Origin of the sequence: Ralstonia sp. 25mfcol4.1 (genome assembly GCF_900104095.1) — a bacterium.
Taxonomy (GTDB): domain Bacteria; phylum Pseudomonadota; class Gammaproteobacteria; order Burkholderiales; family Burkholderiaceae; genus Cupriavidus.
The window spans coordinates 111833-138343 of sequence record NZ_FNJO01000015.1 but is presented as its reverse complement, the minus strand read 5'-3'; the positions used below and the strand labels follow the sequence as shown (position 1 = coordinate 138343).

Here is a 26511-nt window from a genome sequence, read left to right as displayed (position 1 = left end):
ATGACTCCGGCGACGCCGCGCGGCCAGGCCGCCCTACTCCAGCGCCGCCGGCTGCACGGCTTCACGCTGCTCGAACTGCTGGTGGTCATGGTGATCGCCGGCATCGTCATCTCCCTCGTGGCGGTCAACGCCACCCCCAATGATCGCGGCCGCGTACTCGACGATGGCCAGCGCATCGCCCGCCTGTTCGAACTGGCCCAGGAAGATGCCCAGCTCGGCGCCCGGCCGCTGGCCTGGGAAGGCGACGCTTCGGGATGGCGTTTTCTTGAATCCACGCCGCAGGGCTGGGTTCCCATGCGCACCGACGTCTTTGCACCGGGACGCTGGCGCGTGCCGCTGGATGGCGCGGTCGTCGTGCAGGGCGGCCGCCAGCTGGGCACCGGGTCGATACGGCTGATCTTCGGCCGCGAGCCGATCGACGAACCGCAGCGGCTGGTCCTGACGCGCGGCGAGATCCGCGTGGACGTGACCGGCGACGGCAGTGGCCGCTACGTGGCGACGGTGACGCAATGATCCGCCCGCCCTTCCCGACCCGCGCCGCGGCCCGGGGATTCACGCTGATCGAAGTCCTGGTCGCGCTGACCATCCTGGCCGTGGCCCTCACCGCCGCCATGCGCGCGATGGGATCGATGGTCGAGTCCAGCGCGTCGCTGCAGCAACGCATGCTGGCCGAGTTCAGCGCCGAAAACCACCTGGCCTCGCTGCGGCTGTCCAAGACCTGGCCCGAACCCGGCACGCGCGGCTACGACTGCCCCCAGGGCGGCGTGGCATTGTGGTGCGAGGAAACGGTCTCGGGCACGCCCAATCCGTCGTTCCGTCGCGTGGAAATCGCCGTTTATCCATCCGCCGGCAACAAGTCCGTGCGGCTTGCGTGGCTGGTCACGCTGGCGCCCAATGAAACCCGCAATGTTCTCTGAGCGCCGTATCCGGTCCGGTGCCCGGCGCGGATTCACGCTGCTGGAGATGCTGGTCGCCGTCACGCTGCTGGCAGTCATGGCCGTCATCGGCTGGCGCGCGCTCGATTCCCTGACCCGCAGCCGCGAGCGGCTGACCGACCACGACGCCCGGCTCGATGCCCTGAAGGTGCTTTACGGCCAGTTCCAGTCCGATTGCGAGCACCTGGCCCAACCGGCCCAACTGCAGGCCAGCCCCGTCGAGATTGGCGCCAACCAGCTGCTGCTGGTGCGTGACCGCCGCGACGAAGGCCTGCCGCCGTCCTGGCAGGTGGTGGCCTACCGGCTCGACGGCAATACCGTCGTGCGCGCGGCCAGCCGCGCGGCCTATTCCCGCAACGACGTGCAGGGCGCGCTGATGGCGCTGCGCCAGCCGGGCAGCGCAGGCCTGCAGATTCGCCGCCTGCTTGGCGACGCCGACCAGCTGTCGGCGCGTGCCTGGGTCGAACCGGCAGGCTGGCTGATCGATACCGGCCGCGTACGCACCGCGTTGATGCAAGGCAGCGCCGTAGCCAATGCGGCCGAGGCCGCGGCAGCGGCCACAGCGGCCGCCACCGGCGCCAGCGATGCCCAGGCCGGCATCGGCACGATCTCGAACAGCGTGGCGGTGCGTGCCGTCGAACTGAACGTGTTTGCGCGCATGGGCGATGGCGATGCCACGCGGCAGTTCCAGAAAATCTGCATGACGGGGATGTGATGACACACGCGTCCTTCCCCCCCTCGCGCATGCGCCCCCGCCGCCAGCAAGGCGCCGCCGTGGTGACGGCCCTGCTGATGGTGACGCTGGCCGTGGTCGTGGTGTCCGGCATGTTGTGGCGCCAGCAGGTGCAGATCCGCTCGATCGAGAACCAGCGGCTGGTGGCCCAGGCTGCCTGGATCGAACGGGCGGCGGTGGACTGGTCGCGCCTGATCCTGCGCGACGACCAGCGCCGCTCGCAGGTGGACTACCTGGGTGAACCGTGGTCGGTGCCCGTGGCCGAAACCCGGCTGTCCGACTTCCTGGGCGCGGGCGTCAGCACGTCCGAAGGCGGCGAGACGTCGTTCGTGTCCGGCCGCATCCTCGACGCGCAGGCGCGCTTCAATCTGACCAACCTCTATATCTGGCAAGCCGACGGCACCGGTCGCGTGGCCAATATCGATCAGCCGTCGCTGCTGGCCTTCAGACGGCTGCTTCAAACGCTGGGCATGAACGCCGGCCTGGCCGAGCCGACGGCGCAGTATTTCCTGCGGGCGGCCCGGGGCGTTTCGGCAAACGGCCAGCCCGCGCCGCGTCCGCCCGACAGCGTGGAAGACCTGCTGGCGGTGCCCGGCTATACGCCGGCGATGGTGGCGGTGCTCGAACCGTTCGTCACGGTGTTGCCCGAGCGTACCAAGGTCAACGCCAACACCGCCGAAGCCGAAGTCCTGTCCGCCGTGATCGACAAGTTGCCGCTCGACCGGGCACGCGAGCTGGTGCGCCAGCGCGACCGCAGCTACTTCAACAACACCGGCGACGTGACGTCCCAGCTGCAGGGCATCGCCCCGCAGGCGGTCAACCCGGGCGACGTGGTCGACGTGCGCACCCACTATTTCCTGATCTACGGCCTGGTCCGGCACGAGCGCGCGCGCCGGCTGAAGGTGTCGCTGGTGTTCCGGGCCGACGTGCTGGGCAGTGGCAATACCACCCGCATCATCTGGGTCCGCGACGCCGACGCCATGCCCGAGCAACGCTGAAACAGGGCCGTGCCGCAAGCCGTTTTTGCCCGGATGCGTGTAGGAATCATCGTTCTGCAGAATCAGTCCGACCACTATTGACGCGCGTAAGTCACACAGGCAAGGTATGCTGCTGCGCCGAGCCGGGTCCGGTGCAGCGAACTGCCGCCGGGCCAGAGATTGTGCCCGCCAGTCCGCCCCAGCCTGCCCCGGCGCATGGCGGCGGGGCGCCAACGGGCGGCTGATCGGCCAGCCACGCGTCTCCAGCGCATCTTCGCCACAGACAACAGGGAAATCTTGAGTACCACGCTCTACGTCCGCCTGCCGCACCGGCCGCATGACCAGCCGCAACCGTGGCAGTTTGGCGCGATGCCTTTTGCGCTGGTACGGGCATCCGCGGAAAAAAGCCGCGCCGGCGGCCTGTCGCCGATGCCCGAGCTGTTGCGCGAAGGCCACGCCCTGGCGGCGGAAATGCCGGCGGCGGATCGCCTGGTCCTGATTCTGGCCGCCAGCGATGTGCTGCTCACGGCAGCCATGGTGCCGCCGCTGCCGCCGGCCCGACTGCGGCTGGCCCTGCCGAACCTGGTGGAAGACATGCTGGCCACGGACGCCGCGCCGTGCCATATCGCACTGGGCCCCGCACTCGATCCGGCCGCCCCGGCACGCGGCCCGCGCCGTCGCCTGCTGATGGTTACCGACCGCGCGTGGCTGCGCGCCGCGCTCGACCAGTTCACCGAACACAAGCACCGCCGGCGCAACGTGCTGCCGGCCCAGCTGTGCCTGCCACTGGAAGAAGGCACCGCGCCGGCGCCGACGCCCGCCGATGCGGTCGATGTCCCGGCACCGGTGCTGGCCGGGGACGCCGCGCCCGCCCCCGCGCCGCAGCCGTCCGTCCCCGTGGCACCCAGCACTGCCGATGAATCGGCCCAGCCGGCCACGCTGGTGGTGGAAGCCGCGACATCGGCGCTGGCCCAGTCGGCCTCGCTGCTGGACGCCGCCGCGCCGCCGCCGGCCGCCGCCGACACGGCCCGACTCTGGCAGCTGACGGTCCGGACCGGCCCTTACGATGGTTACGGCCTGTTGCTCAATGACCAGGCCCTGGCCGCCTGGCAGGTGCTGGCCCCGGCCGGCGCATGGCATGGCGACCCCGCCGCGCTGGCCCACGCTCCGGTCCCCGCGCTGCGTACGCAGCGGCCGGTCGCACGTGCATCGCGGATTTCCGAAAACTGGCGCATCTGGCTGGCGGGCGCCGAAGCCTGCCTGCGCGATCCGCAGATCGACCTGGCGCAGTTCGAGTTCGCCCAGGGCCGGATGGACCGCTGGAACGTGCTGGCCTGGCGCCTGCCGGTGGCGCTGGCCGTGGGGCTGGCACTGGTGCAGATCATCGGCATGAACGCCCAATGGCTGATGCTGCGTCAGGAGTCGAAACGCATTGATGCCGCCCAGATCGATATCCTCCATACCGCTTTTCCGAACGTGCCGCCGGTGGCCGAGCCGCCGCTGCTGATGCGCCGCCAGATGGAACAGCTGCGCACGGCCAGCGGCCGCAGTACACCCAGCGATTTCCTGCCGCTGGCCGATGGCTTCGCCCGCGCCGCCCACGACCTGCCGCCCGATGCGCTGCTGCAGCTCGACTATCGCGCCGGCGCGCTCTACGTCACGCTCAAGCCGGGCACCAATACCAATGCGCTGCGCACCGCGGCGCGGCAAGCAGGCCTGCAGATGGAAGAAGACAAGACGCCGCCGGACGCCGCCGTGCGGGCGGGCGGCACGCCGACCGCGCCCGGCTCGCGCTGGACGATCAAGAGCGACGCGCGCGCCGACAGCCCGGCGCAAGGCAGGGCCGGCGCATGAAGTTCGGTAAATCCGCCAATCGCCCCGCCGCCGGCACCGCCGCAACGGGTACGTCCGCCGGCCGACTTGGCAGGCTGCGCCCGCGCGTGCCCGACGCGTGGCGCGAACGCTTCGACACTTTCTGGAACGCCCGCAATCCGCGCGAGCAGGCCATCCTGGGCGGTGGCGCGGTGGTGCTGGTGCTGGTGTTCGGCTACCTGGTGCTGTGGGAGCCGGCCGCGACCGGCCGCGACCGCCTGATGCGCAACCTGCCGGCGCAGCGCGCCGACCTGGCCGAAATGGAAACGCTGGCGCAGGAAGCGCGGGGGCTGCAAGCCAGCCCGGCGCCGTCGCTGCGCGGCGATGCGCTGACCCAGGCGCTGCAGGACAACCTCGGCCAGCACGGCCTGAAAGCCACGCGACTGGCGGCCACTGGCGACAACGCCGTGCAGGTCCAGCTGGACAAGGTGGCCTTCGGCTCGGTGGCCAGCTGGCTGCAGGATGTGCGTGCCCAGCAGCGGCTCAAGGTCACGGACGCCCGCATCAGCTATGTCGGCGCCACGGCGCTGGTCAATGTCACGGCAACGCTGCAAGGCCCCGGTGCCGGTGGCCGCAACTGATGGCGCGGCTCGAGGCCCTGCGCCTGCCCCGCCGGCGCGCCCGCGCGTCGCGCGGCTGGCAATGGCTGCGCTGGGCGCTGCTGGGCGCGGCAACCGTGGTAGTGACGGTGACGGCTTCGCTGCCTGCCACGTGGATGGCCGAACGCATCGCCACGGAAAGCGGACGCCGCGTGCTGCTGGCCGATGCGTCGGGCACGCTGTGGCATGGCAGCGCCACGTTGGCGCTGTCGGCCGGCACGGGCAGCCAGACATCGACCGTGCTGCCGGGACGGCTGACCTGGCGCGTGGCGTTCTGGCCATTGCTGACGGGCACATTGCGCCTGGTGCTGGAACAGGACATGACGATGGCCGCGCCGGTAACGGTGGCGGTGACGCCCACCGGCTGGAGCGTGCAGTCGGGCGGCATCCGCCTGCCGGCGTCGCTGCTGGAAGGCATCGGCGCCCCGTTCAACACGCTTCGGCCGGACGGCACGATGCGGATCGACTGGACGGCGCTGCAGGGCAAGTTTGCCGGCAACCAGACATTCGGGCATCTGACCTTGCAACTGGATCAGATGTCGGCGGCGGTGAGCCGCCTGCGCCCGCTGGGCAGCTATCGCGCGGACGTCGACCTGGCCGGCGCCGACGGCCGCCTGCAATTGAAGACCACGGCCGGACCGCTGCACCTGGAGGGCAGCGGCACGCTCGGCCGGCAGTCCCGCTTCGAAGGTACGGCCCATGCCGACCCCGAGGCGGCCACCCAGCTGGCGGGCCTGTTGAGCCTGCTGGGACGAACGGAAAACAACGTGACACGGCTGCGCTTCTGATAGCCGAAGCCCTGGCCTGAAACCGATGATGACAACGCAAGCACACCACCACCTCGTCCGCACCGTCTGCGCCCGCGCCACCGCGCTGCTGTGCACCCTGTCGCTGCTGTCTCCCGCGATGGCGTGGGCGCAGCCGCAGCAACAGGTACCGCAACCCAACGACATCTCGCCGCGCAACCGTGACCAGGTGGTGTTGAACTTCGTCAACGCCGACCTCGAATCGGTGGTGAAGGCGGTGGGCCAGGCCACGGGCAGGAATTTCGTGATCGACCCGCGCGTGAAGGGCACCGTGAACCTGGTGACCGAGCAGCCGGTGTCGCGAGCCCAGGCGCTGGAAACGCTGGGGTCGGTACTGCGCATGCAGGGCTATGCGATGGTGGAATCCAACGGCTTCACGAAGGTGGTGCCCGAGGCCGATGCCAAGCTGCAGGGCTCGCCTACCGTGATCGGCGCCGGCGTCGGCCGCGGTGACCAGGTGGTGACGCAGGTGTTCCGGCTGAACTACGAGTCGGCCAACAACCTCGTGCCGGTGCTGCGGCCGATGATCGCGCCCAACAACACCATCACCGCCTACCCGGCCAACAACACGCTGGTGATTACCGACTACGCCGACAACCTGCGCCGCCTGGCCCGCATCATCGCGGCCGTGGATGCGCCGGCATCGGGCGAAGTCGAACTGGTCCCGCTCAAGAACGCCGTGGCCAGCGATGCGGCCGTGGTGCTGCAGAAACTGCTCGACCCATCGGCGGCGGGCGGTGCCGGCGGCGGGGCGGCAGCCGGCGATGCGTCGCTGCGCACGACCGTCGTCGCCGAGCCACGTAGCAATTCGCTGATTATTCGCGCCACCAGCCGGGCCCGCGTGCAGCAGGCGCGCCAGCTGATCGAAAAGATCGACCAGCCCTATGCCCGCCCCGGCAATATCTGGGTGGTACCGCTGAAGAATGCCGACGCGGTGAAACTGGCGGCCACGCTGCGCGCCATCGTCGCTGCGGATAGCAGTTTCGCGAGTTCGACGCAGGGCGGGCAGGCCGGCGGCATCGCCGGCGCCACGGGCGCCACGTCGCAGACCACCTCGCTGCCGCAGGGCGGCCAGTACACCGGCGGCAGCAGCAGCGGCTACAACCGCAGCGGTTCGGGCTCGTCGGGCTTTGGCAGCTCGGGCGGCGGATCGAATGCGTTCTCGTCGTCGTTTGCCGTGAACCAGCAGCCCACCACGGGCGGCATCATCCAGGCCGATCCGTCAACCAATTCGCTGATCATCACGGCCAGCGAACCGGTCTACCGCAATCTGCGCGGCGTGATCGAGGATCTGGACGCGCGCCGTGCCCAGGTCTACATCGAATCGATGATCGTCGAAGTGACCTCCACCCAGGCCAGCGAACTGGGCATCCAGTGGCAGGGCCTGGTCAACAACGGCGGCAGCGTCACCGGCTTTGCCGGCACGAACTTCGGCACGGGCGGCCAGAACATCGTCAACCTGACGGCGGCCGGCGTGCTCTACGGCGAGAACAAGACCGCCGGCCTGGCGGCGATTCAGCAGTTGCTGCCCACGGCGGGCGGCCTGAACCTGGGCGTGGTGAACAAGGCCCTGGGCCTGGGCGCGCTGCTGCGGGCACTGGGCACCAATGGCAGCGTGAACCTGCTGTCCACGCCGAACCTGATCACGCTGGAGAACGAAGAAGCCAAGATCCTGATCGGCCAGAACATTCCGATCACGACCGGCTCCTATGCGCAGACCGGCAGCAGCGCCTCGGTGACGCCGTTCCAGACCTTCGACCGCAAGGACGTCGGCATCACGCTGCGCGTGCGCCCGCAGATCAGCGAGGGCGGCCTGGTCAAGATGCAGATCTACCAGGAATCGTCGTCGGTGGTCGCGGGCACGCTCGCCAACACCTCGGGCCCGACCACCAACGTCCGGTCGATCGAGACGAACGTGCTGGTCGACGACGGCCAGATCATCGTGCTGGGCGGCCTGATCGAGGACAACTACGGCGACGGCGTGCAGAAGGTGCCGCTGCTAGGCGACATCCCCTGGATCGGTTCGTTGTTCCGCTACGAGAACAAGAACCGCGCCAAGACCAACCTGCTGGTGTTCCTGCGCCCGTATGTGATGCGCACGACGGCCGCCACCGACCGCCTGACGCAGGACCGCTACGACTACATGCGCACGCAGCAGCAAGGCTTCGTGTCACCTAACATGATCGTGAATGACGCGGTGACGCCGGTGCTGCCGCCGGCCAACGCGCCGACCACGCCGTTCGTGGATCCGCGCGGCGGCGCCCTGCAGCAGGGTCCGCTGCCGCTGGACCAGACCCCTGGTCAGCCGGGTTCGCAGCAGCCGCAGCCGGTGCCGCAGCCGGTGCCGCAACAGGCGCCCCAGTCCGTGACGCCGCGGCCGCTGTCGTTCAACGACGAGGCGTTCGCGAAGCGTCGGGCCCCGCAGAGCTGAGCATCATCGACATGGCCACCGAAACACTCGCCACCCCCGCCACCGGAGCCGAAGCGCCCCTGGAGCCGCCGTCGCCGATGGCGGCCCGGCTCGTGTCGTATTCGTTCTCGCGCGAGGCGCCGCTGCTGATCGCGCACCAGCGCCCGGACGGGCTCGAAGTCTGGGTTAGCCGCCAGACGTCGCCCGCCGCGCTGGCCGAGGTGACGCGCGTGCATGGCGCGCTGCACCTGCGCGTGCTGGAGCCGGCCGCGCTGGACGCGGCGATGTCGGATGCCTACAACCGCCAGGATGGCTCGGCCGCGCAGGTGGTGGGCGAGGTCGAGGGCGAGGTGGACCTGTCGCGCCTGATGCAGGACATTCCCGCCGTCGAAGACCTGCTGGAATCCGAGGACGACGCGCCGATCATCCGCATGATCAACGCGCTGCTGACCCAGGCCGCGCGCGAGCAGGCATCGGATATCCACATCGAGCCGTTCGAGTCGGCGTCGGTGGTGCGCTTCCGGGTGGACGGCACGCTGCGCGACGTGGTGCGGCCCAAGAAGGCGCTGCACGGCGCGCTGATCTCGCGGATCAAGATCATGGCGCAGCTGGACATTGCCGAGAAACGCCTGCCGCAGGACGGTCGCATCACGCTGCGCGTGGGCGGACGCCCTGTGGATGTGCGGGTATCGACGCTGCCCACCGGCCACGGCGAGCGCGCGGTGCTGCGTCTGCTGGACAAGGAAGCTGGCCGGCTGGACCTGGCCAAGCTGGGCATGGCGCCCGAGACGCTGGGCGGTTTCGACCACCTGGTACGCCAGCCCCACGGCATCGTGCTGGTCACGGGGCCGACCGGCTCAGGCAAGACCACCACGCTCTACGCGGCGCTGTCGCGGCTCGATTCGCACACGACCAACATCATGACCGTGGAAGATCCGATCGAGTACGACCTCGACGGTATCGGCCAGACGCAGGTCAATCCGCGTATCGACATGACGTTCGGCAAGGCGCTGCGGGCGATCCTGCGCCAGGACCCGGACGTGGTGATGATCGGTGAAATCCGCGACCTGGAGACCGCGCAGATCGCTGTGCAGGCATCGCTGACCGGCCACCTGGTGCTGGCCACGCTGCACACCAACGATTCGGCATCGGCCGTCACGCGGCTGGTGGACATGGGCATCGAGCCGTTCCTGCTGTCGTCGTCGCTGCTTGGCGTGCTGGCGCAGCGGCTGGTACGGCGCCTGTGCCCGCACTGCAAGCGCGAGGAAGTGATCGAGGTCACGGCGACGGATGCGGAAGCCCTGCACGCGCAGGGCAAGCCGCTGCAGCGCGTGTGGCATGCGGTCGGCTGCGACAAGTGCGGCCATTCGGGCTACCAGGGCCGGATGGGCGTCTACGAGCTGCTGACCGTCGACAGCGAGATCCAGACCATGATCCATCGCCAGCAGCCGGAATCCGAGATCAAGCAGGTGGCCCTGTCCAAGGGGATGCACACGATGCGCGGCGATGCGCAACGCTGGATCGACAGCGGCGCCACCTCGCTGGAAGAGGTGCTGCGCGTGACGCGCGAATAATCCGGGGACCGCAGCATGCCCGCCTATCGCTACGAAGCCGCTGACGCCACCGGCCGCGCCGATCGCGGCGTCATCGAGGCCGACAGTCCCAAGCAGGCGCGCGCGCAACTGCGTGCGCGCGGCCTGACGCCGCTTACCGTCGATCCGCTGGCCGGCGCCGGCCTGGCCCAGCGCAGCAGCAGTACCGTCTTTGTGCGGCGACTGTCGACGCAGGAGCAGGCGCTGTTCACCCGCCAGCTGGCCAGCCTGATCGTGTCGGGCCTGCCGCTCGACGAAGCGTTGGGCGCGCTGGCCGACCAGGCCGAGCGCCAGTACGTGCACGAACTGCTGGCTGGCATCCGGGCCGAGGTCATGGGCGGCAGTTCGCTGTCCGTGGCGCTGGCGCAGCATCCGAAGGATTTTCCGGACATCTATCGTGCGCTGGTGTCGGCGGGCGAGCACTCGGGCCACCTGGGCGTGGTGCTGGAGCGGCTGGCCACCTATATCGAGACGCGCAACCAGCTGACGTCGAAGATCCGCCTGGCGTTCACCTATCCGGCCATCGTCACGTTCGTGGCGTTTGCCATCGTGATCTTCCTGCTGTCGTACGTGGTGCCGCAGGTGGTCAGCGTGTTCGCCAACACCAAGCAGAAGCTGCCCACGCTGACCATCATCATGCTGTGGCTGTCCGACTTCGTGCGCAACTGGTGGTGGGCCGCGGTGGCCGTGATCGCGGTGATTTCGGCGATCATCCGCAGCTTGCTGAAGCAGCCCGACATCAAGCTGTCGTGGCATCGCTGGCTGCTGACCGCGCCGCTGGTGGGCAAGCTGATTCGCGGCTACAACACCGCGCGCTTTGCCAGCACGCTGGCCATCCTGGTGTCGGCCGGTGTGCCGATCCTGCGCAGCCTGCAGGCGGCAGGCGAGACCCTGACGAATGTGGCGCTCAAGAACAACGTCGACGACGCCACCACGCGGGTGCGCGAAGGCGCGTCGCTGGCCCGCGCGCTGGCCGCGCAGAACCAGTTTCCGCCGGTGCTGGTGCACCTGATCCGGTCCGGTGAAGCCACGGGCAACCTGCCCATCATGCTGGAGCGCGCCGCCACCGGCGAAGGGCAGGAACTGGAACGCCGCACGCTGTTCCTGACCAGCCTGCTGGAGCCGCTGCTGATCCTGACGATGGGTGTGGTGGTGCTGCTGATCGTGCTGGCGGTGCTGATGCCGATCATCGAGATCAACCAGCTGGTGCGGTAAAGCGGTAGCCGTTCACGCGCCTGGCCCTCGCCCCTAGCCCCTCTCCCGCTGTGCGGGAGAGGGAAAACCCAATAGGTATTTCGACCCCTGGTGGTTTTGCTCCCCTCTTCCGCCAGCGGGAGAGGGGCCGGGGGAGAGGGCGCGGCGCCTGCGGACCAGCTAACGCTTATTCCGCAGCCTTGGCCGCCTTCTTCGCCGGCGCACGCTTGCGCGGGGCGGCCTTCTTCGCGGCGGGCTTCCGCCTGGCCGGTGCCTTGGCCTCCGTATCGGCTTCGGGCGACGACGCCCCGGCGACATCGGCGGAAGCTTCGGCAGGCTCGGCCGCTGCCGCCGGCACTGCCTCCGTCGCCCGCGCCGCCAGGACCGTCGTACCCGGTGCGGCGAATACCGACTGATCGATCGGCCATGGCGTTTCGCTAAGCTTCACGTCCGGACGCCTGGAACGCCTGCCGCGTGGTGCCGGCGTCTCATCGACGGCTTCCACGGTTTCGGGGATCAGCGTCGAGGCCGAGCCGGCTGCCTCGTCGTCTGCCGACAGCGCAGGCGCGGGTTCGGGCATGGCTTCCATGTCCACCACGGGCGCGGGCGTTTCCACCGGGGGCACCGGCTGCGCCACGGTCTGTGTGGGAATGGGTGCGGGCGCCGGCTTCACTGGAGCCGGGCGCGGGGCCTGCGGTTGCGGTTGGGCCTGCTGCGGCTGGCCACCCTGCTGGGCCTGGCTGCCCTGCTGCCCCCCCTGCTGGCCGCCTTGGCCGCCTTGTCCGCCCTGGCCGCCCTCGCCCTTGCCGCGCTTCTTCAGCCGCACCCAGATCGTCTTGTTGTTGCCGCCGTTGCGGGCTTCCACTTCGAACAGGTTGGTGGCGGCAACCAGCTCCGACAGCTTGCCGTAGCCGTAGTTGCGCGAATCGAATTCGGGTGCCTGCTTGGCGATGTAGTTGCCGATGCCGCCGAGCGTGGACCAGCCGTCCTCGTCCGATACGGCCTGCGACGCGCTCTGCAGCAGCCGCACCAGGCGGGAGTCCTGCCGCAGCTCCTGCGAACTGCGCCTGCGCGTCGGCGCCGTGCCGGCGTCGGTGTCGGCATCGGCGTCCGTGTCGGCATCGCCCCGCAGCACGTCCGCGTAGATGAATTTGTCGCAGGCGGTGACAAACGGCTTGGGCGTCTTGCGCTCGCCGAAGCCGTAGACGGTCAGGCCCTGTTCGCGGATGCGCGACGCCAGGCGCGTGAAGTCGCTGTCGCTCGACACGATGCAGAAACCATCGAAGCGGCCCGTGTAGAGCAGGTCCATGGCGTCGATGATCATGGCGCTGTCGGTGGCGTTCTTGCCCACCGTGTAGCGGAACTGCTGGATCGGCTGGATCGAATGGGCCAGCAGGCGGTCCTTCCAGCCCGACAGGTTCGGGCGCGTCCAGTCGCCATAGATGCGCTTGACGGCGGCCACGCCGTACTTGGCCACTTCGGCCAGCAGGCCTTCGACGATGGCGGGCGCCGCGTTGTCGGCGTCGATCAGCACGGCCAGGGTAGCGCCCTGGCGGGGGGAATTGGTCATGTTCGGTTCTTCTGGATGGGGCCGGGTTGCACCGTGGCGGCGCCCCCGGCGTGTGGCGCGCAGACATCATCGTTCACACGCGCGCGCCATTTGGATGCACCGCAGTGTACACGTGCAGCATAGGCGTATACGGGAAAGCACGGGGGTATCTGGCGCGTTTTATGCTGCATCGCACGGTACCGCGGCCTGCACGCCGGTGCTACCATGCCGCGCAGAGACACGGCCGCTTGACGCCTCCACAAGAGACCACGAACGGCTGCCCATCAATGATGTGTCGGTGATCCCGACAGCATGCCCCACGCAGGGCCCAAAGAGGAGCACATATGAATGCCCCCCTGACCCCACCGGTCAGCGACGCCATCCGCCGCGCGCTCGAAAACGTTTCCCTGGAAGACAAGTACACGCTGGAGCGAGGCCGCATCTACATCAGCGGCACGCAGGCACTGGTACGGCTGCCGATGCTGCAGCAGGAACGCGACCGCGCCTCCGGCCTGAATACCGCCGGCTTCATTTCCGGCTATCGCGGCTCCCCGCTCGGCGCCCTCGACCAGTCGCTCTGGAAGGCCAAGAAGCACCTGGCGGCGCACAACGTCGTGTTCCAGGCCGGGCTGAACGAGGACCTGGCCGCCACGTCGGTCTGGGGCTCGCAGCAGGTCAACATGTATCCGGACGCCAAGTTCGATGGCGTATTCGGCATGTGGTACGGCAAGGGCCCCGGCGTCGACCGCACCGGCGACGTCTTCAAGCATGCCAACTCGGCCGGCTCCAGCAAGTACGGTGGCGTACTGGTGCTGGCCGGCGACGATCACTCCGCCAAGTCATCCACGCTGGCGCACCAGTCCGAGCACATCTTCAAGGCCTGCGGCCTGCCCGTGCTGTACCCGTCCAACGTGCAGGAATACCTGGACTACGGCCTGCACGCCTGGGCCATGAGCCGCTACTCGGGGCTGTGGGTGGCCATGAAGTGCGTGACCGACGTGGTGGAATCGTCCGCCTCGGTCGAACTCGATCCGCACCGCGTGCAGATCGTGCTGCCCGACGATTTCATCCTGCCGCAGGGCGGCCTCAATATCCGCTGGCCCGATCCGCCGCTGGAGCAGGAAGCCCGGCTGCTGGACTTCAAGTGGTACGCCGGCCTGGCCTACGTGCGGGCCAACAAGATCGACCGTATCGAGATCGATTCGCCGCACGCGCGCTTCGGCATCATGACCGCCGGCAAGGCCTACCTGGACACGCGCCAGGCGCTGTCCGACCTGGGCCTCGACGACGCCACCTGTGCCCAGCTGGGCATCCGCCTGTACAAGGTGGGCTGCGTATGGCCGCTGGAAGCACACGGCGCGCGCGCGTTCGCCGAAGGGCTGCAGGAAATCCTGGTGGTCGAAGAGAAGCGCCAGATCATGGAGTACGCGCTCAAGGAAGAGCTGTACAACTGGCGCGACGACGTGCGCCCCAAGGTCTACGGCAAGTTCGACGAAAAGGACAACGCGGGCGGCGAATGGTCGATCCCGCAGAACAACTGGCTGCTGCCGGCGCACTACGAACTGTCGCCGGCGATCATCGCCAAGGCCATCGCCACGCGCCTGGAAAAATTCGACCTGCCCGCCGATATCCGCGCGCGGATCGAATCGCGGCTGGCCATCATCCATGCCAAGGAACGCGCACTGGCCACGCCGCGCGTGACCGCCGAGCGCAAGCCGTGGTTCTGCTCGGGCTGCCCGCACAACACGTCAACCAACGTGCCCGAGGGCTCGCGCGCGCTGGCCGGCATCGGCTGCCACTACATGACGGTCTGGATGGACCGCAACACGAGCACCTTCAGCCAGATGGGCGGGGAAGGCGTGGCCTGGATCGGACAGGCGCCGTTTGCCGGCGACCAGCACGTGTTTGCCAACCTGGGCGACGGCACCTACTTCCATTCGGGCCTGCTGGCGATCCGCGCATCGATCGCGGCCGGCGTGAACATCACCTACAAGATCCTCTACAACGACGCCGTGGCCATGACCGGCGGCCAGCCGGTGGACGGCCAGCTGTCGGTGCAGGACATCGCGTTCCAGGTAGCCGCCGAAGGCGCGAAGAAGATCGTCATCGTCACGGACCAGCCCGAGAAGTACAACAGTGCGATCAAGCTGCCCGAAGGGCTGACCGTGCATCCGCGCGAACAGCTCGACACGATCCAGCGCGAACTGCGCGAGGTGCCGGGCTGCACGATCCTGATCTACGACCAGACCTGCGCCACCGAGAAGCGCCGCCGCCGCAAGCGCGGCACGTTCCCCGACCCGGCACGCCGTGCGTTCATCAACGACGCCGTCTGCGAAGGCTGCGGCGATTGCTCGGTCAAGTCGAACTGCCTGTCCGTGGAGCCGCTGGAAACCGAACTGGGCACCAAGCGCCAGATCAACCAGTCGTCGTGCAACAAGGACTTCTCGTGCGTGAACGGCTTCTGTCCGAGCTTTGTCACGGCCGAAGGCGCGCAGGTGCGCAAGCCCAAGGCCAGTGGCGTGTCGATGAGCGGCCTGCCCGACCTGCCGCTGCCGGTGCTGCCGCAGATCCGGCGCGCATACGGCATCCTGGTGACCGGCGTGGGCGGCACGGGCGTGGTGACGATCGGCGGTCTGCTGGGCATGGCGGCGCACCTGGAAAGCAAGGGCGTGACGGTGCTCGACATGGCGGGGCTGGCGCAAAAAGGCGGCGCGGTGCTGTCGCACGTGCAGATCGCGGCCCGGCCGGACGACCTGCACGCCACGCGCATCGCCATGGGCGAGGCGGACCTGGTGATCGGCTGCGATGCCATCGTGTCGGCCACCGACGAGGTCATCTCGAAAACCCAGTCGGGCCGCACGCGCGCCGTGGTGAACACCGCGCAAACCCCGACTGCCGCCTTCATCAAGGATCCGAAGTGGCAGTTCCCGGGCCTGTCGGCGGAGCAGGATATCCGCAACGCCGTGGGCGAGCAGTGCGACTTCCTCAACGCCAGCGCGCTGGCCGTGGCCTTGCTGGGCGACACGATCTACACGAATCCGCTGGTGCTGGGCTACGCGTGGCAGAAGGGCTGGATTCCGCTGACGCTCGAGGCCCTGGAGCGCGCCATCGAACTGAACGGCGTGTCGGTCGACAAGAACAAGGCCGCCTTTGACTGGGGCCGCCACATGGCTCACGACCCGGACCACGTGCTGTCGCTGGCCGGCAAGCTCAAGACGCAGACCGAGGGCGGCGACGTGGTGAAGCTGCCGACGTCGAGCGGTGCGCTGCTCGAAAAGCTGATCGCCAATCGCGTGGACCTGCTGACGAAGTACCAGAACGCGGCCTACGCCGAGCAGTATCGGGATGTCGTGAACCGCGTGCGCGCGGCCGAGAGCGCGCTGGTGGGCGCCGGCAAGCCGCTGCCGCTGACCGAGGCTGCAGCGCGCAACCTGGCCAAGCTGATGGCGTACAAGGACGAGTACGAGGTGGCGCGGCTGTACACCGATCCGATCTTCCTCGACAAGCTGCGCGCGCAGTTCGAAGGCGAACCGGGCCGCGACTACCAGCTGAATTTCTGGCTGGCGCCGCCGACCACGGCCAAGCGCGACGACAAGGGCAACCTGGTCAAGCGCCGCTTCGGCCCGTCGACCATGACGCTGTTCCGCATCCTGGCCAAACTCAAGGGGCTGCGCGGCGGTGCGCTGGACATCTTCGGCAAGACCGAGGAACGCCGCACCGAACGCGCGCTGATCGGCGAGTACCGGGCGCTGCTGGACGAGCTGTCGAAGGGCCTGACGGCTGCCAACCATGGCACCGCCGTGGAACTGGCCAACGTGCCCGACGACATCCGCGGCTTCGGCCACGTGAAGGAAAACAACCTCAAGGCCGCGCGCGGCAAGTGGGACCGCCTGCTGAAGCTGTTCCGCGACCCGCAGGCAGGGCAGCGGGCGGCGTAATCGATCGTCGTGGGGTCTGCGAGCAGTCCTTGAAATGCCAACGGTTCTCCCCTCTCCCGCCCAGGCGGGAGAGGAGCCGGGGGAGAGGGTGGGCCTTTCAACATCCGATCGGTCATGGCTACACTGGGAACCCGTATGACTCCCAGCCAACCCATGCAGCTCCGCCCCTACCGCCCCGCCGATGAATCCGCCGTTGTCGACCTGTGGAAAGCCTGCGGCCTGACCCGCCCGTGGAACGACCCGCACAAGGACATCGCGCGCAAGCTGACGACGCAGCCCGAGCTGTTCCGCGTGGGCGAAGTGGACGGCCTTCTGGTGGCCACGGCGATGATCGGCTACGACGGCCACCGCGGCTGGGTCTACTACCTGGCCGTGCATCCCGGGTTCCAGGGCCGTGGCTACGGGCGTATGCTGATGGCGCACGCCGAGGCCCTGCTGATCGAGCGCGGCTGCCCGAAAATCAACCTGCTGGTGCGCGACACCAACGACGCCGTGCTGGCGTTCTATGACCGGCTCGGCTACGGCCGCGATGCGGCGGTCAGTCTGGGCAAGCGGCTGATCCCGGACCAGTGATCGCCCCCAACCAGACTGGGCAAACCGGAGACACCCATGACCACGTACCAGGGAAGCTGCCACTGCGGCCGCGTCGCCTTCGAGGCGGACGGCGAAATCACGCAGGTGCTGCAATGCAACTGCACGATATGTCGCCGGCGCGGCCATCTGCTCTGGTTCGTGCCGAAGACGAACTTCCGGCTGAAGACGCCCGACCAGAACGCGTCGACCTACCGCTTCAACACGATGAAGATCGCCCACCGTTTCTGCCCCACCTGCGGCGTAGGGCCGTACTCCGAGGCCACCGACCCGCAGGGCAATCCCACGGCCGCCGTGAATGCGCGCTGCCTGGACGGCGTGGACCTGGCCAGCCTCAAGGTCATCGAGTACGACGGGCTGCACAAGTAGCCACGCACGGGATTCCACGCGCCATGTTCGCGATCCGCGGTATCGACCATCTGGTGTTGCGCACCGCCGACGTCGCGCAGATGGTACGTTTCTACGTCGACGTGCTGGGCTGCACGGTGGAAAAGGAACAGCCCGCCTTCGGCCTCACGCAGCTTCGGGCCGGCAGCGGGCTGATCGATCTCGTATCGCTGGACGGCCCCGTCGGTCGGGCCGGCGGCGCAGGCCCGGGTACGGAAGGCCGCAATCTCGATCATTTCTGCCTACGTATCGATCCGTTCGATGCCAATGCGATTTTTGAGCACCTGAATATTCATCATATAGATGCAAGCCCGGTCGAACGCCGTTATGGTGCCGAAGGCGAAGGCCCGTCGATCTACGTCAAGGACCCCGACGGCAACACCGTGGAACTGAAGGGCCCGCCAGACGGTGCCGGTTCTGGCGGCTGACGCCCGATACCCCCCGGCGTGCGCCTTCCCTCACCCGTGGCTGCGCCGATACAATTTCCGCTCCACTGACTGCACCGCACCGGCGCCCCCCTAATCGCGCCGGGCGCGCCATGACCGCTCCCGCCCCCGATTCCACCGCCGCCCCGGCCCAGCTATCGCCTCGCCAGATCGTCTGGACCCTCGGCATCACCGAAATCATCAGCTGGGGCACGCTGTACTTCACGTTCACCGTCTTCATCGGCCCGATGAACGACTCGCTTGGCTACGGCAAGCCGTTCCTGGCGGGCGGGTTCTCGCTGGGGTTGCTGGTATGGGCGATGTGCTCGTTCGCGGTGGGCCGCCTGCTCGACCGCGTGCCGGCGCGCAAGGTCATGGGAATCGGGTCGGTGCTGGCCGCCATCGGGCTGCTGTTGTGGGCGTGGTGCCCGTCGCCGGCGCTGTTCCTGCTGATGTGGATTCCGCTGGGGCTGGCCATGGCGTCCACGCTCTACGAACCGGCCTTCGTGGTGCTGCGGCAGGCGTTCGGCGATGGCTACCAGAAACCGATCGTCCACGTGACGCTGTTCGCCGGCTTTGCCAGCACCCTCTTCATTCCGATCGGCCAGTGGCTGGTGCTGCATTGGGGCTGGCGCGAGACGCTGGTCATCTTCGCGGCGCTGAACCTGTTTGTCTGCGCGCCGCTGCACGCCAGGCTGCGCTACGCGGTGCATCCCAGCTATTCACATACCGGCGCACACGCCAGCTCCCCGCTGCCCGGCGCCGCGTCGCCAGGCATCGCCCGTACCACGCTGCGCCAGCCCGTGTTCTGGGCCGTGGTGCTGGCCTTCACGGCCACCGCCGTGATCGCGTCGCTGCTGGGCGCCCACCTGATTCCGATGCTGACCGAAAAGGGCCTGCCGGTGGGCCAGCAACTGGTCGTCGCGGCGCTGATCGGGCCTGCGCAGGTGGCGGGCCGTCTGGCCATGGCGCGGTTGCCCATCGATCACCCGGTGCGGCTGTCGATGCCGGTGTATATCGTCATGAGCCTGGGCCTGCTGTGCCTGACGCTCGGCGACGGCTACTGGCTGATGGTGGCGGCGGTCTGCTATGGCTGCGCCAACGGCGTCAACACCATGCTGCGCGCGATGGCCATGCCCGAGTTGATCTCGCGTCATCACTATGCAACGCTGAACGGGTTAATGATGACCCCGGTGTTGCTGATGCAGGCCGCCGCGCCGTGGATTGGCGCCCTGCTCTGGCGCGTGGCCGGCGGCTACTGGCTGATGCTGTGGGTCATGGTGGCGCTGGCGGTAGGCGCGCTGGGCGCGTTCGCCTTCGCGCTGCACCAGCGCGGCCTGCTGCGGCCTGGCGCCGCGCCAGCCTGAGTTTTTTCCGATCTGTGCCTTGTTGTACCGGCCGTGTCCGGTTGTCCTGATGTCCGATTATTCGATCGATACCACTTCGCCCTCCGTCTCCGCTCCCGCCCCGTCCCCGTCGGCCGTCTCGCGCGCCACGCGCGGCACCATGGCGCTGTTCTTTGCCAACGGCGCCACGTTTGCCACCTGGGGGGTCCACATCCCAACCATCAAGGCCCGCTTCGGGCTGTCCGACGCCATGCTGTCGCTGGCCATGCTGGCCGTTACCGGCGGCGCGATCCTGGTCATGGGCCCGGTGGGCCGCTGGGTGGGCAAGATGGGCAGCGCGCGGGCGTCGATGCTGGGCGGTGTCGCGTTTGCCTGCATGACGCTGGTGATCCTGGCCATGCCCAGCTTCGCGCTGCTGCTGCCGGCGCTGCTGGTGTTCGGCATGGCCAACGCGATGTTCGACGTCGGGATGAACGCGCAGGCCGCCACCGTCGAAGCCAGCCGCAGCACACGGCCCGTGATGTCGGCCCTGCACGGCATGTTCAGCCTGGGCGGCATGATTGGCGCGGCATTTGGCGGGCTGATGCTGAGCCTGCAGGTGCCGCCGCTGCTACACACGGCGCTGATCGCGGCCATGACGGCCGCCGTGGCGCTGGGCACGCGTCGCGGGCTGCTGGCCGACCATCCGGTGCTGCCCACGGCCGACCACCACAAGGACCACGCCACGCGCGGATTGTGGCTGCTGGGCCTGATGGCGTTCCTGGGGCTGGTGGGAGAAGGGGCCATGTACGACTGGACCACGGTCTACATGCGCGAGGTGGCCGAGGCGCCGCTGGCATGGATCAGCTTCGGCTACGCAGCCTTTTCGGGCGGCATGGCCTGCGGCCGCTTCGGCGGTGACCGCCTGCGGGCCCGTTTCGGCGATGCCCGCACGCTGACCGGCAGCGCCTGGCTGGGCTTTGCCGGTATCGCACTGGCCATTGCCGTGCCGTGGCCGCTGGCCGCGCTGATCGGCTTCAGCCTGATGGGCCTGGGCGCCGCGAACCTGGTGCCGATCTTCTTCGTGGCGGCGTCGCGCCTGCCCGGCGTGACCGCTGCCGAAGCCATCGCGCGCGTGGCGCGCTTTGCCTACGTGGGCCTGCTGCTTGGCCCGGTGATGATCGGCGGCGTGGCGCACCTGGCCAGCCTGCGCATCGGCATCGCCGTGGTGGCGCTGACGATGGGCTATATCGCGCTGTTCGGCGCGCGGTCGGTGCGACGCTACCTGACGACCTGACCGCCAGCGCGGTCCGGCCAGGATCAGGCAGCGATCAAGGCGCGTTCAGGCAGCGTTCAGCCAGCGATCAGGCCGCCTTGGGCAGCGGCGCGTGGCCGGTGCCGATGCCGTCGAACACGAAGGTGTCCATGGCCAGCACGCCGTACGTCACTTCATCGGCCACACGGGCGACGCTGGCGTCCTTGCCTGTCGCCGCGTCCGGGCCGATGGCCGCACCCAGCGTCACGTAGAACGGCAGCAGGTGCTCGTCGGTCGGATGGGCCCGGCGCGCGAAGGGCGCCTGGGTGCGGTAATCGGCGATCCGGCTCACGTCGCCGGTGGCCAGCGCATCGTTCAGCGCATCGGCCATCCAGCCCCGGAAGGCATCCACGTATGGCTCGGTCTCGGGGCCATGCTGGGCCTTGCGGGCGCCGCCGCCAAACACTTCCTGCAGGTTATGGGTAAAGCTGCCCGATCCGATCACCAGCACGCCTTCAGCGCGCAGCGGCGCCAGGGCGCGGCCGATCTCGATCTGGGTCGCCGGGCTCAGGTATGGGTTGAAGGCCAGCTGCACCACCGGCACATCGGCATCGGGGAAGAAGTGGCGCAGCGGCATCCAGGCGCCGTGGTCCAACGGGCGGTCCTGGTCTTCGGCCACGAAGCCGGCACCCGGAATGGCGGCGGCCTCGATCAGCGCCTTCACGCGCGCGGCCAGGTCGGGCGACCCCGGGGCGTCATAGCGCAGCGCGTACAGTTCGCGCGGAAAACCGCCGAAGTCGTGCCAGGCTTCCTGGCGCGAACGCGTGCTGACGGCCAGCGTGCTGTAGATCCAGTGCGCGGATATCACCAGCACGGCCTTCGGCTTGAGCGCGCGCAGACGGCCCCCCAGCGCGTCAAACGCGGCGCCGGTGGGGCCGGGATCGATCGCCAGCATCGGCGATCCGTGTGACACATAGATGGCGGGCAAAAGGGTAGTCATGGCGTCGGGCCGTTAAGCGGAGGTATCCAATGGATGGAGTCTGGCAAAGATGTCGCGCCGTGACGCATGGCTTTTGCGGACAAGTCCTGCAAAAAACTTGAAGGTCCCGCGCCCCGGGCATGTTGGGCGTTGGATACCGCACACACCCCGGACGGTTTCCCCAAACACCGACAGCGGCCGTAACACGAATCGGCCTATGATGTCCTCCAGAGATGCGACGCACGCATCCGCCGGAGAAAGCCCGTGTCCAAGCGTTTCGATCCCCTGCACGCCCTGCCCCACGCGCTGTGGTGGCAGCCCGGCGTTTACGGCAGCGGCCCGGCCGTGTTGCTCTGGATCGTCGCGCGCCTGCCCGCCGACATGCTGGCCGACGTGTTCGGCACGCCGCTGGCGCCGGCCCTGCTCAACCATGCCGGCGACACCGTCTTCGTCATCGGCTGGCTCTCGAGCGCCGCCTGGCTGTGGTTCACGCGCAAGCGTCCGGCGCCGGCCCGCGACCTTACCCCGCTCGACCTGGCCGCCCCCACCCAGACGCCGCACACGCCCAACCATCATGGGCACGGCGTCGGATAAGGCCGTCGCGGTTCGGGGCCATGGGTATCAGGTGATGGATCGGCAACCTTCGTCGGCACCTCCGTATGACAAATTGATGTAAGGAATCGCTTAAGATGCTGGCTTGCGTCACCGCCGGGGCACACTTGCGGGGGCATCCACCGGTTCTTTCATCGTTGTAGCCAGCCTCATGTCCGTTACTGCAGCATCCGCCAACGACCTGTCCAAAGCCACCCGACGCCGCGCGATCATCGCCGCCACCATCGGCAACGGCCTCGAATGGTTCGATTTCACCGTCTACAGCTTCTTCGCGGTCATCATCGCCAAGCTGTTCTTCCCCACTGGCAACGACCTGACGTCGTTCCTGCTGACCGTGGCCACGTTCGGCGTGGGCTTCTTCATGCGCCCGGTCGGCGCCATCGTGCTGGGCGTCTACGCCGACCGCGTGGGCCGCAAGGCCGCGCTGACGCTGACCATCCTGCTGATGGCACTGGGTACGGCCATCATCGGCCTGGCCCCCACCTATGCATCGATCGGCCTCTGGGCACCGGCGCTGATCGTGCTGGCGCGCCTGATCCAGGGCTTTTCGGCCGGCGGCGAAGTCGGCGGCGCCACGGCGTTCCTGATCGAACATGCGCCCGACGAGGAGCGCGGCGCCTACGCCAGCTGGCAGCAGGCCAGCCAGGGTATTTCGTTCATGCTGGGCGCCGCCATGGGGGCGCTGGTCACGAATGGCCTGGACCAGGCCCAGATCGACGCATGGGGCTGGCGCATTCCGTTCCTGTTCGGCCTGCTGATCGGCCCGGTGGGCATGTACATCCGCTCGCACCTGGAAGAGCCGCCCGAGTTCGAGCAGCGCCAGGCCGAGCGCCGCGCCAACAATGTGAAGTTCTCGCCCCTCTCGCAGGTGCTGCGCGACCATCCGCGCGAAGTGCTGGCCGGCCTGGGCGTGACCATCCTGTGGACGGTCTGCACCTATGTGCTGGTCTTCTACATGCCCTCGTACGCCAAGCAGCAGCTGGGCCTGCCGCTTGGCGCGACGTTCCAGTCGACGGCCATCTGCGGCGCCATCATCCTGGTGCTGTGCCCGCTGATGGGCATGCTGTCCGACCGCGTGGGCCGCAAGCGCATGCTGAGCGTGGTGGCGCTGGCCATCCTGGTGCTGGCCTACCCGCTGTTCCACTGGCTCAACGTGTCGCCGACCACCGCCACGCTGCTGCAGGTGCAGATCGTGCTGGGCATCCTGCTGGCCGCCTTCACGGGCCCGGCGCCAGCCGTGCTGGCCGAGCAGTTCCCGACCGAAGTGCGTTCCACCGGCCTGTCGCTGGCCTACAACTTCGCCGTGACGATCTTCGGCGGCTTCGCCCCGCTGATCGTGACGTGGCTGATCGAGTCGACCCACAACAAGCTGGCCCCCGCGTACTACGTGATTGCCGCCGCAGCCATCAGCCTGGTCGCGCTGGCATTCATGCACGACCGTACGGGCAAGAAGCTGGCCTGACCGGCCGGTTTGCCGCCCCAAAGAAGCCAACCTTCGGGTTGGCTTTTTTTCGCCCGCATTGCTCCGCCGTTTGTCAGTTGGATGTCCGGATCCGGCCGGCTGCAGTCTTTACGACGTGGCCTTCCGGGCGCATGATCGCTGCGGCGCCGTGTGGGCCATAGATGAAGGAGCGAAGGCGAATGACGACGAAATCCGCGCCGCAGACACTGGTACGCTGCGGCTGGTGCGGTGATCTGGAGGACTACTGCCACTATCACGACAACGAATGGGGCTTTCCGGTGGACGACGACCGGCGCCTGTTCGAAAAGCTGTGTCTGGAAGGCTTCCAGTCCGGCCTGAGCTGGCTGACCATCCTGCGCAAGCGCGAGGCCTTCCGCAAGGCCTTCGCCAATTTCGAGATCGACAAGGTGGCGCGCTTTACCGAGCGCGACGTGGAGCGGCTGCTCGGCGATGCCGGCATCGTGCGCCATCGGGGCAAGATCGAGGCGGCCATCCACAACGCGAAGTGCGCGCAGGAACTGCTGAAAACCGAACCGTCGCTGGCGGCCTACTTCTGGAAGTTCGAACCCGACCCGAAAAGCCGCCCGAAGACGCTGACGCCGGAAGTGCTGCGCACGATGGCCATCAGCCCGGAATCGACGGCGCTGTCGAAGGATCTCAAGAAGCGCGGCTGGAAGTTTGTCGGCCCGACCACGATGTACGCGCTGATGCAGGCCATGGGGCTGGTCAACGACCACATGGACGGCTGCTCGACCCGCGCCGCGGTACTACGGGCCCGCAAGGCGTTCAAGGTGCCGCGCTAGGGTGCGGCACCCTGCCACGAGACGGCCGTTGGGCTTGGGCCAGTCGGCCGCCACAGCCTGGCGCAACGTCGACGACGTTCGCCAGCCAGATCGTCTCGCGCAATGGTCCGTATACGTATACCGACATTGTTTACGTATACATAAATAGTAGTAGTAATGGTTAACACTGCCCCGTAGCCGTGGATAACCCCGTTTCTTCCCTTCCAATCATGGGGTTACGGAACAGATAACCCTCTGGGAAACCGTGCGGCGCAGACGTGGACGGGCGTGGGTAAATGCAGGAGGAGGCGGGGGCGCTGACGTATACGTGCCGGGTTGTACGTATACGTCCCACAGCCGCCCCACAGGCAGCCCCCAGGCCCGCCCACAGGTTTGTTCACCCGGTTATCCACAGGAAGCGCGTGCATATCGGCGCGAATCGGCTCACACTGGCGCCTCGCCAATGCGGCGCCTTTCCGGAGCGCGTTTCGATGGACAGCACAACCCTCTTTCTCTACCTGATTGCGGTGGCCGCCGTCATGGTCACCCCTGGCCCGACGATGTTGCTGGCCCTGAGCAACGGCGCCACTCGCCCGATGCGCGTGGCCGCCTGCGGCATCGCCGGCGCCGCACTGGCCGACCTGATTCTGATCGGCGCCGTGGGCTGCGGGCTTGGCGCGGTGCTGCAGGCATCCGAGCACCTGTTCACGGCGATCAAATGGCTGGGCGCGGCCTACCTGTTTTACCTGGCTGTCTCGATGTGGCGGGCGCCCACGCGGGAACTGGTGGCGACGTCGGATGCCACGTCGGCCAGCGGCCGCGCGGCCTTCCTGCGCGCGCTGTTCGTGGCCCTGTCGAACCCCAAGACCATCCTGTTCACGTCGGCCTTCGTGCCGCAGTTCGTCCACGCGGACAAACCCGTCGCCATCCAGTACGTGATCCTGGCCGTGATTGCCGCGCTGATGGATATCTTGATGATGGCGATCTACGCGTTCGGCGGCCGCCACGCGGTGCGGACGCTGTCGGCGCGGGCCGTGCAGTGGATCAACCGGGGCTGTGCCGGCATGCTGGCCTTCCTGGCCGTGGGCCTGAGCCTGTACCGGCGCAGCGACCTACGCTGACTCGGCCGACACCGACTGCGTGCGTGGCACCCTGACCGGGTCCACATGCGTCATGACGTTCAGGACGTCGTCGCGCTCCATCGCACGCCGGCGGGCCTCGGTGGCAATCGCGTGGCCCTGCTCGACGGTCAGGTCGGCCTGGATCTCCAGATGCACGTCGACCAGGATCATGTCCCCCATCTTGCGCGTCTTGAGATCATGCAGACCCAGCACGCCGGGGGTGTCCAGCATCGCGTCGCGCAGACTGGCCACCACATCTTCGTCGGCGGCGCGGTCCATCAGGTCGTTCATCGCATCCCAGCCAAATCGCAGGCCCATGCGCGACACCATCAAGCCCACCACGATGGCCGCGACGGGATCGAGCACGTGATACCCGAGCAGGTTGCCGCCGATGCCCAGTGCCACCACCAATGACGACGCCGCATCGGACCGCGCATGCCAGGCATTGGCCACCAGCATGCTCGACCTGACTCGCTCCGCCACGCGCAGCATGTAGCGGAACAGCCCCTCCTTGGCCGCCAGCGCCCCCAGCGCCACCCACAACGCCACCGTCTGCACCGGCTGCGCCCCCTCCGGATGCTGGATCTTGCCAACCGCCGCCCACAGCATGCCCACGCCCACGGCCAGCAGCAGCGCGCCCAGCGCCAGCGAGGCCGCCGTCTCAAACCGCTGATGCCCGTACGGGTGATCGGTATCGGCCCCCTTGCGGCTGTGATGGCCGGCAAACAACACGACGAAATCGGAAACGAGGTCGGACAGGGAATGGAGCGAATCGGCCACCAGCGCCTGCGAGCCTGCGACGACCCCGATCACGCCCTGGGCAATCGTCAGGCCAATATTGACGAAAACACTGACCAGCGTGGACCGCCGCCCAGCCAGGTGGCGGGCTTCGGCATCAAGGCTGTCGGCGCCAAGGGCGGGGGCGACGTGGGGTTCGCGCATGGACGGCAAAGGATGGTGGGCGATA

Annotated in this window: 23 protein-coding genes; 20 read left to right on the top strand and 3 right to left on the bottom strand. The window is 68.2% G+C overall.

What is annotated here, in order from left to right:
• From BLQ58_RS23260 to gspF, 10 genes are all read left to right on the top strand, one after another.
• The gene (locus tag BLQ58_RS23260; protein WP_029051572.1) at positions 1 to 513 is read left to right on the top strand and encodes a prepilin-type N-terminal cleavage/methylation domain-containing protein; all 513 of its coding nucleotides are present in this window, start codon (positions 1 to 3) and stop codon (positions 511 to 513) included.
• Positions 510 to 917 carry a type II secretion system minor pseudopilin GspI gene (gene gspI / locus BLQ58_RS23255; RefSeq protein WP_029051571.1) on the top strand — a complete coding sequence of 136 codons (408 nt, stop codon included), beginning with the start codon at positions 510 to 512 and terminating at the stop codon, positions 915 to 917. The genes BLQ58_RS23260 and gspI overlap by 4 nt, the downstream gene beginning before the upstream one ends.
• Positions 907 to 1650, top strand: a complete 744-nt coding sequence (locus tag BLQ58_RS23250) for a PulJ/GspJ family protein (protein WP_254776078.1) — start codon at positions 907 to 909, stop codon at positions 1648 to 1650. Before gspI ends, BLQ58_RS23250 begins: the two co-directional genes overlap by 11 nt.
• Entirely contained in the window at positions 1650 to 2666 is a 1017-nt protein-coding gene (gspK, locus tag BLQ58_RS23245) for a type II secretion system minor pseudopilin GspK (protein ID WP_029051569.1), read from the top strand. The genes BLQ58_RS23250 and gspK overlap by 1 nt, the downstream gene beginning before the upstream one ends.
• Before the next feature lie 276 nt (positions 2667 to 2942).
• The gene (gspL, locus tag BLQ58_RS23240) at positions 2943 to 4499 is read left to right on the top strand and encodes a type II secretion system protein GspL (protein ID WP_049815971.1); all 1557 of its coding nucleotides are present in this window, start codon (positions 2943 to 2945) and stop codon (positions 4497 to 4499) included.
• Positions 4496 to 5098, top strand: a complete 603-nt coding sequence (locus BLQ58_RS23235; RefSeq protein WP_029051568.1) for a type II secretion system protein M — start codon at positions 4496 to 4498, stop codon at positions 5096 to 5098. Before gspL ends, BLQ58_RS23235 begins: the two co-directional genes overlap by 4 nt.
• Entirely contained in the window at positions 5098 to 5904 is an 807-nt protein-coding gene (locus BLQ58_RS23230; RefSeq protein ID WP_029051567.1) for a type II secretion system protein N, read from the top strand. Before BLQ58_RS23235 ends, BLQ58_RS23230 begins: the two co-directional genes overlap by 1 nt.
• A gap of 28 nt (positions 5905 to 5932) precedes the next feature.
• The gene (gspD, locus tag BLQ58_RS23225) at positions 5933 to 8353 is read left to right on the top strand and encodes a type II secretion system secretin GspD (RefSeq protein WP_092602386.1); all 2421 of its coding nucleotides are present in this window, start codon (positions 5933 to 5935) and stop codon (positions 8351 to 8353) included.
• 77 nt (positions 8354 to 8430) lie between these two features.
• The gene (gene gspE, locus BLQ58_RS23220) at positions 8431 to 9906 is read left to right on the top strand and encodes a type II secretion system ATPase GspE (protein ID WP_092602414.1); all 1476 of its coding nucleotides are present in this window, start codon (positions 8431 to 8433) and stop codon (positions 9904 to 9906) included.
• Between the two features lie 15 nt (positions 9907 to 9921).
• Positions 9922 to 11139: a type II secretion system inner membrane protein GspF gene (gene gspF, locus BLQ58_RS23215; RefSeq protein WP_092602384.1), complete on the top strand. Its 1218-nt coding sequence runs from the start codon at positions 9922 to 9924 to the stop codon at positions 11137 to 11139.
• A 166-nt stretch (positions 11140 to 11305) separates the two neighbouring features.
• Here the strand turns inward: gspF and BLQ58_RS23210 are convergent, their stop codons facing one another.
• Positions 11306 to 12688, bottom strand: a complete 1383-nt coding sequence (locus BLQ58_RS23210; protein WP_092602382.1) for an NYN domain-containing protein — start codon at positions 12686 to 12688, stop codon at positions 11306 to 11308.
• Positions 12689 to 13011: 323 nt separating this feature from the next.
• Here BLQ58_RS23210 and BLQ58_RS23205 point away from each other — a divergent pair, with 323 nt between their 5' ends.
• From BLQ58_RS23205 to BLQ58_RS23180, 6 genes are all read left to right on the top strand, one after another.
• Entirely contained in the window at positions 13012 to 16605 is a 3594-nt protein-coding gene (locus tag BLQ58_RS23205; RefSeq protein ID WP_092602380.1) for an indolepyruvate ferredoxin oxidoreductase family protein, read from the top strand.
• Between the two features lie 153 nt (positions 16606 to 16758).
• Positions 16759 to 17178, top strand: a complete 420-nt coding sequence (locus BLQ58_RS23200) for a GNAT family acetyltransferase (RefSeq protein WP_092602378.1) — start codon at positions 16759 to 16761, stop codon at positions 17176 to 17178.
• A gap of 36 nt (positions 17179 to 17214) precedes the next feature.
• Positions 17215 to 17565: a GFA family protein gene (locus BLQ58_RS23195; protein WP_092602376.1), complete on the top strand. Its 351-nt coding sequence runs from the start codon at positions 17215 to 17217 to the stop codon at positions 17563 to 17565.
• A gap of 23 nt (positions 17566 to 17588) precedes the next feature.
• Positions 17589 to 18011: a VOC family protein gene (locus BLQ58_RS23190; protein ID WP_092602374.1), complete on the top strand. Its 423-nt coding sequence runs from the start codon at positions 17589 to 17591 to the stop codon at positions 18009 to 18011.
• Positions 18012 to 18121: 110 nt separating this feature from the next.
• Complete coding sequence (locus BLQ58_RS23185; protein ID WP_092602372.1) at positions 18122 to 19375, top strand: MFS transporter; 1254 nt, start codon at positions 18122 to 18124, stop codon at positions 19373 to 19375.
• A 139-nt stretch (positions 19376 to 19514) separates the two neighbouring features.
• Positions 19515 to 20630 (top strand): MFS transporter, encoded by a 1116-nt coding sequence (locus BLQ58_RS23180; RefSeq protein ID WP_254776080.1) that lies wholly within the window; start codon positions 19515 to 19517, stop codon positions 20628 to 20630.
• Between the two features lie 67 nt (positions 20631 to 20697).
• Here the strand turns inward: BLQ58_RS23180 and BLQ58_RS23175 are convergent, their stop codons facing one another.
• Positions 20698 to 21588 (bottom strand): DODA-type extradiol aromatic ring-opening family dioxygenase, encoded by an 891-nt coding sequence (locus BLQ58_RS23175; RefSeq protein WP_092602368.1) that lies wholly within the window; start codon positions 21586 to 21588, stop codon positions 20698 to 20700.
• Between the two features lie 243 nt (positions 21589 to 21831).
• On the opposite strand from BLQ58_RS23175, the gene BLQ58_RS23170 reads away from it, so the two are divergent.
• The 4 genes from BLQ58_RS23170 to BLQ58_RS23155 all read left to right on the top strand — a co-directional run bounded on the left by BLQ58_RS23170 (position 21832) and on the right by BLQ58_RS23155 (position 25544).
• Positions 21832 to 22161, top strand: a complete 330-nt coding sequence (locus tag BLQ58_RS23170; RefSeq protein ID WP_254776076.1) for a hypothetical protein — start codon at positions 21832 to 21834, stop codon at positions 22159 to 22161.
• A gap of 169 nt (positions 22162 to 22330) precedes the next feature.
• Positions 22331 to 23641: an MFS transporter gene (locus BLQ58_RS23165; RefSeq protein ID WP_092602366.1), complete on the top strand. Its 1311-nt coding sequence runs from the start codon at positions 22331 to 22333 to the stop codon at positions 23639 to 23641.
• Positions 23642 to 23820: 179 nt separating this feature from the next.
• Entirely contained in the window at positions 23821 to 24444 is a 624-nt protein-coding gene (locus BLQ58_RS23160) for a DNA-3-methyladenine glycosylase I (protein ID WP_092602364.1), read from the top strand.
• Positions 24445 to 24914: 470 nt separating this feature from the next.
• Positions 24915 to 25544 carry a LysE family translocator gene (locus tag BLQ58_RS23155; RefSeq protein WP_092602362.1) on the top strand — a complete coding sequence of 210 codons (630 nt, stop codon included), beginning with the start codon at positions 24915 to 24917 and terminating at the stop codon, positions 25542 to 25544.
• Here the strand turns inward: BLQ58_RS23155 and BLQ58_RS23150 are convergent.
• Positions 25536 to 26486 (bottom strand): cation diffusion facilitator family transporter, encoded by a 951-nt coding sequence (locus BLQ58_RS23150; RefSeq protein WP_092602412.1) that lies wholly within the window; start codon positions 26484 to 26486, stop codon positions 25536 to 25538. The genes BLQ58_RS23155 and BLQ58_RS23150 overlap by 9 nt on opposite strands.
• Positions 26487 to 26511 lie beyond the last annotated feature (25 nt).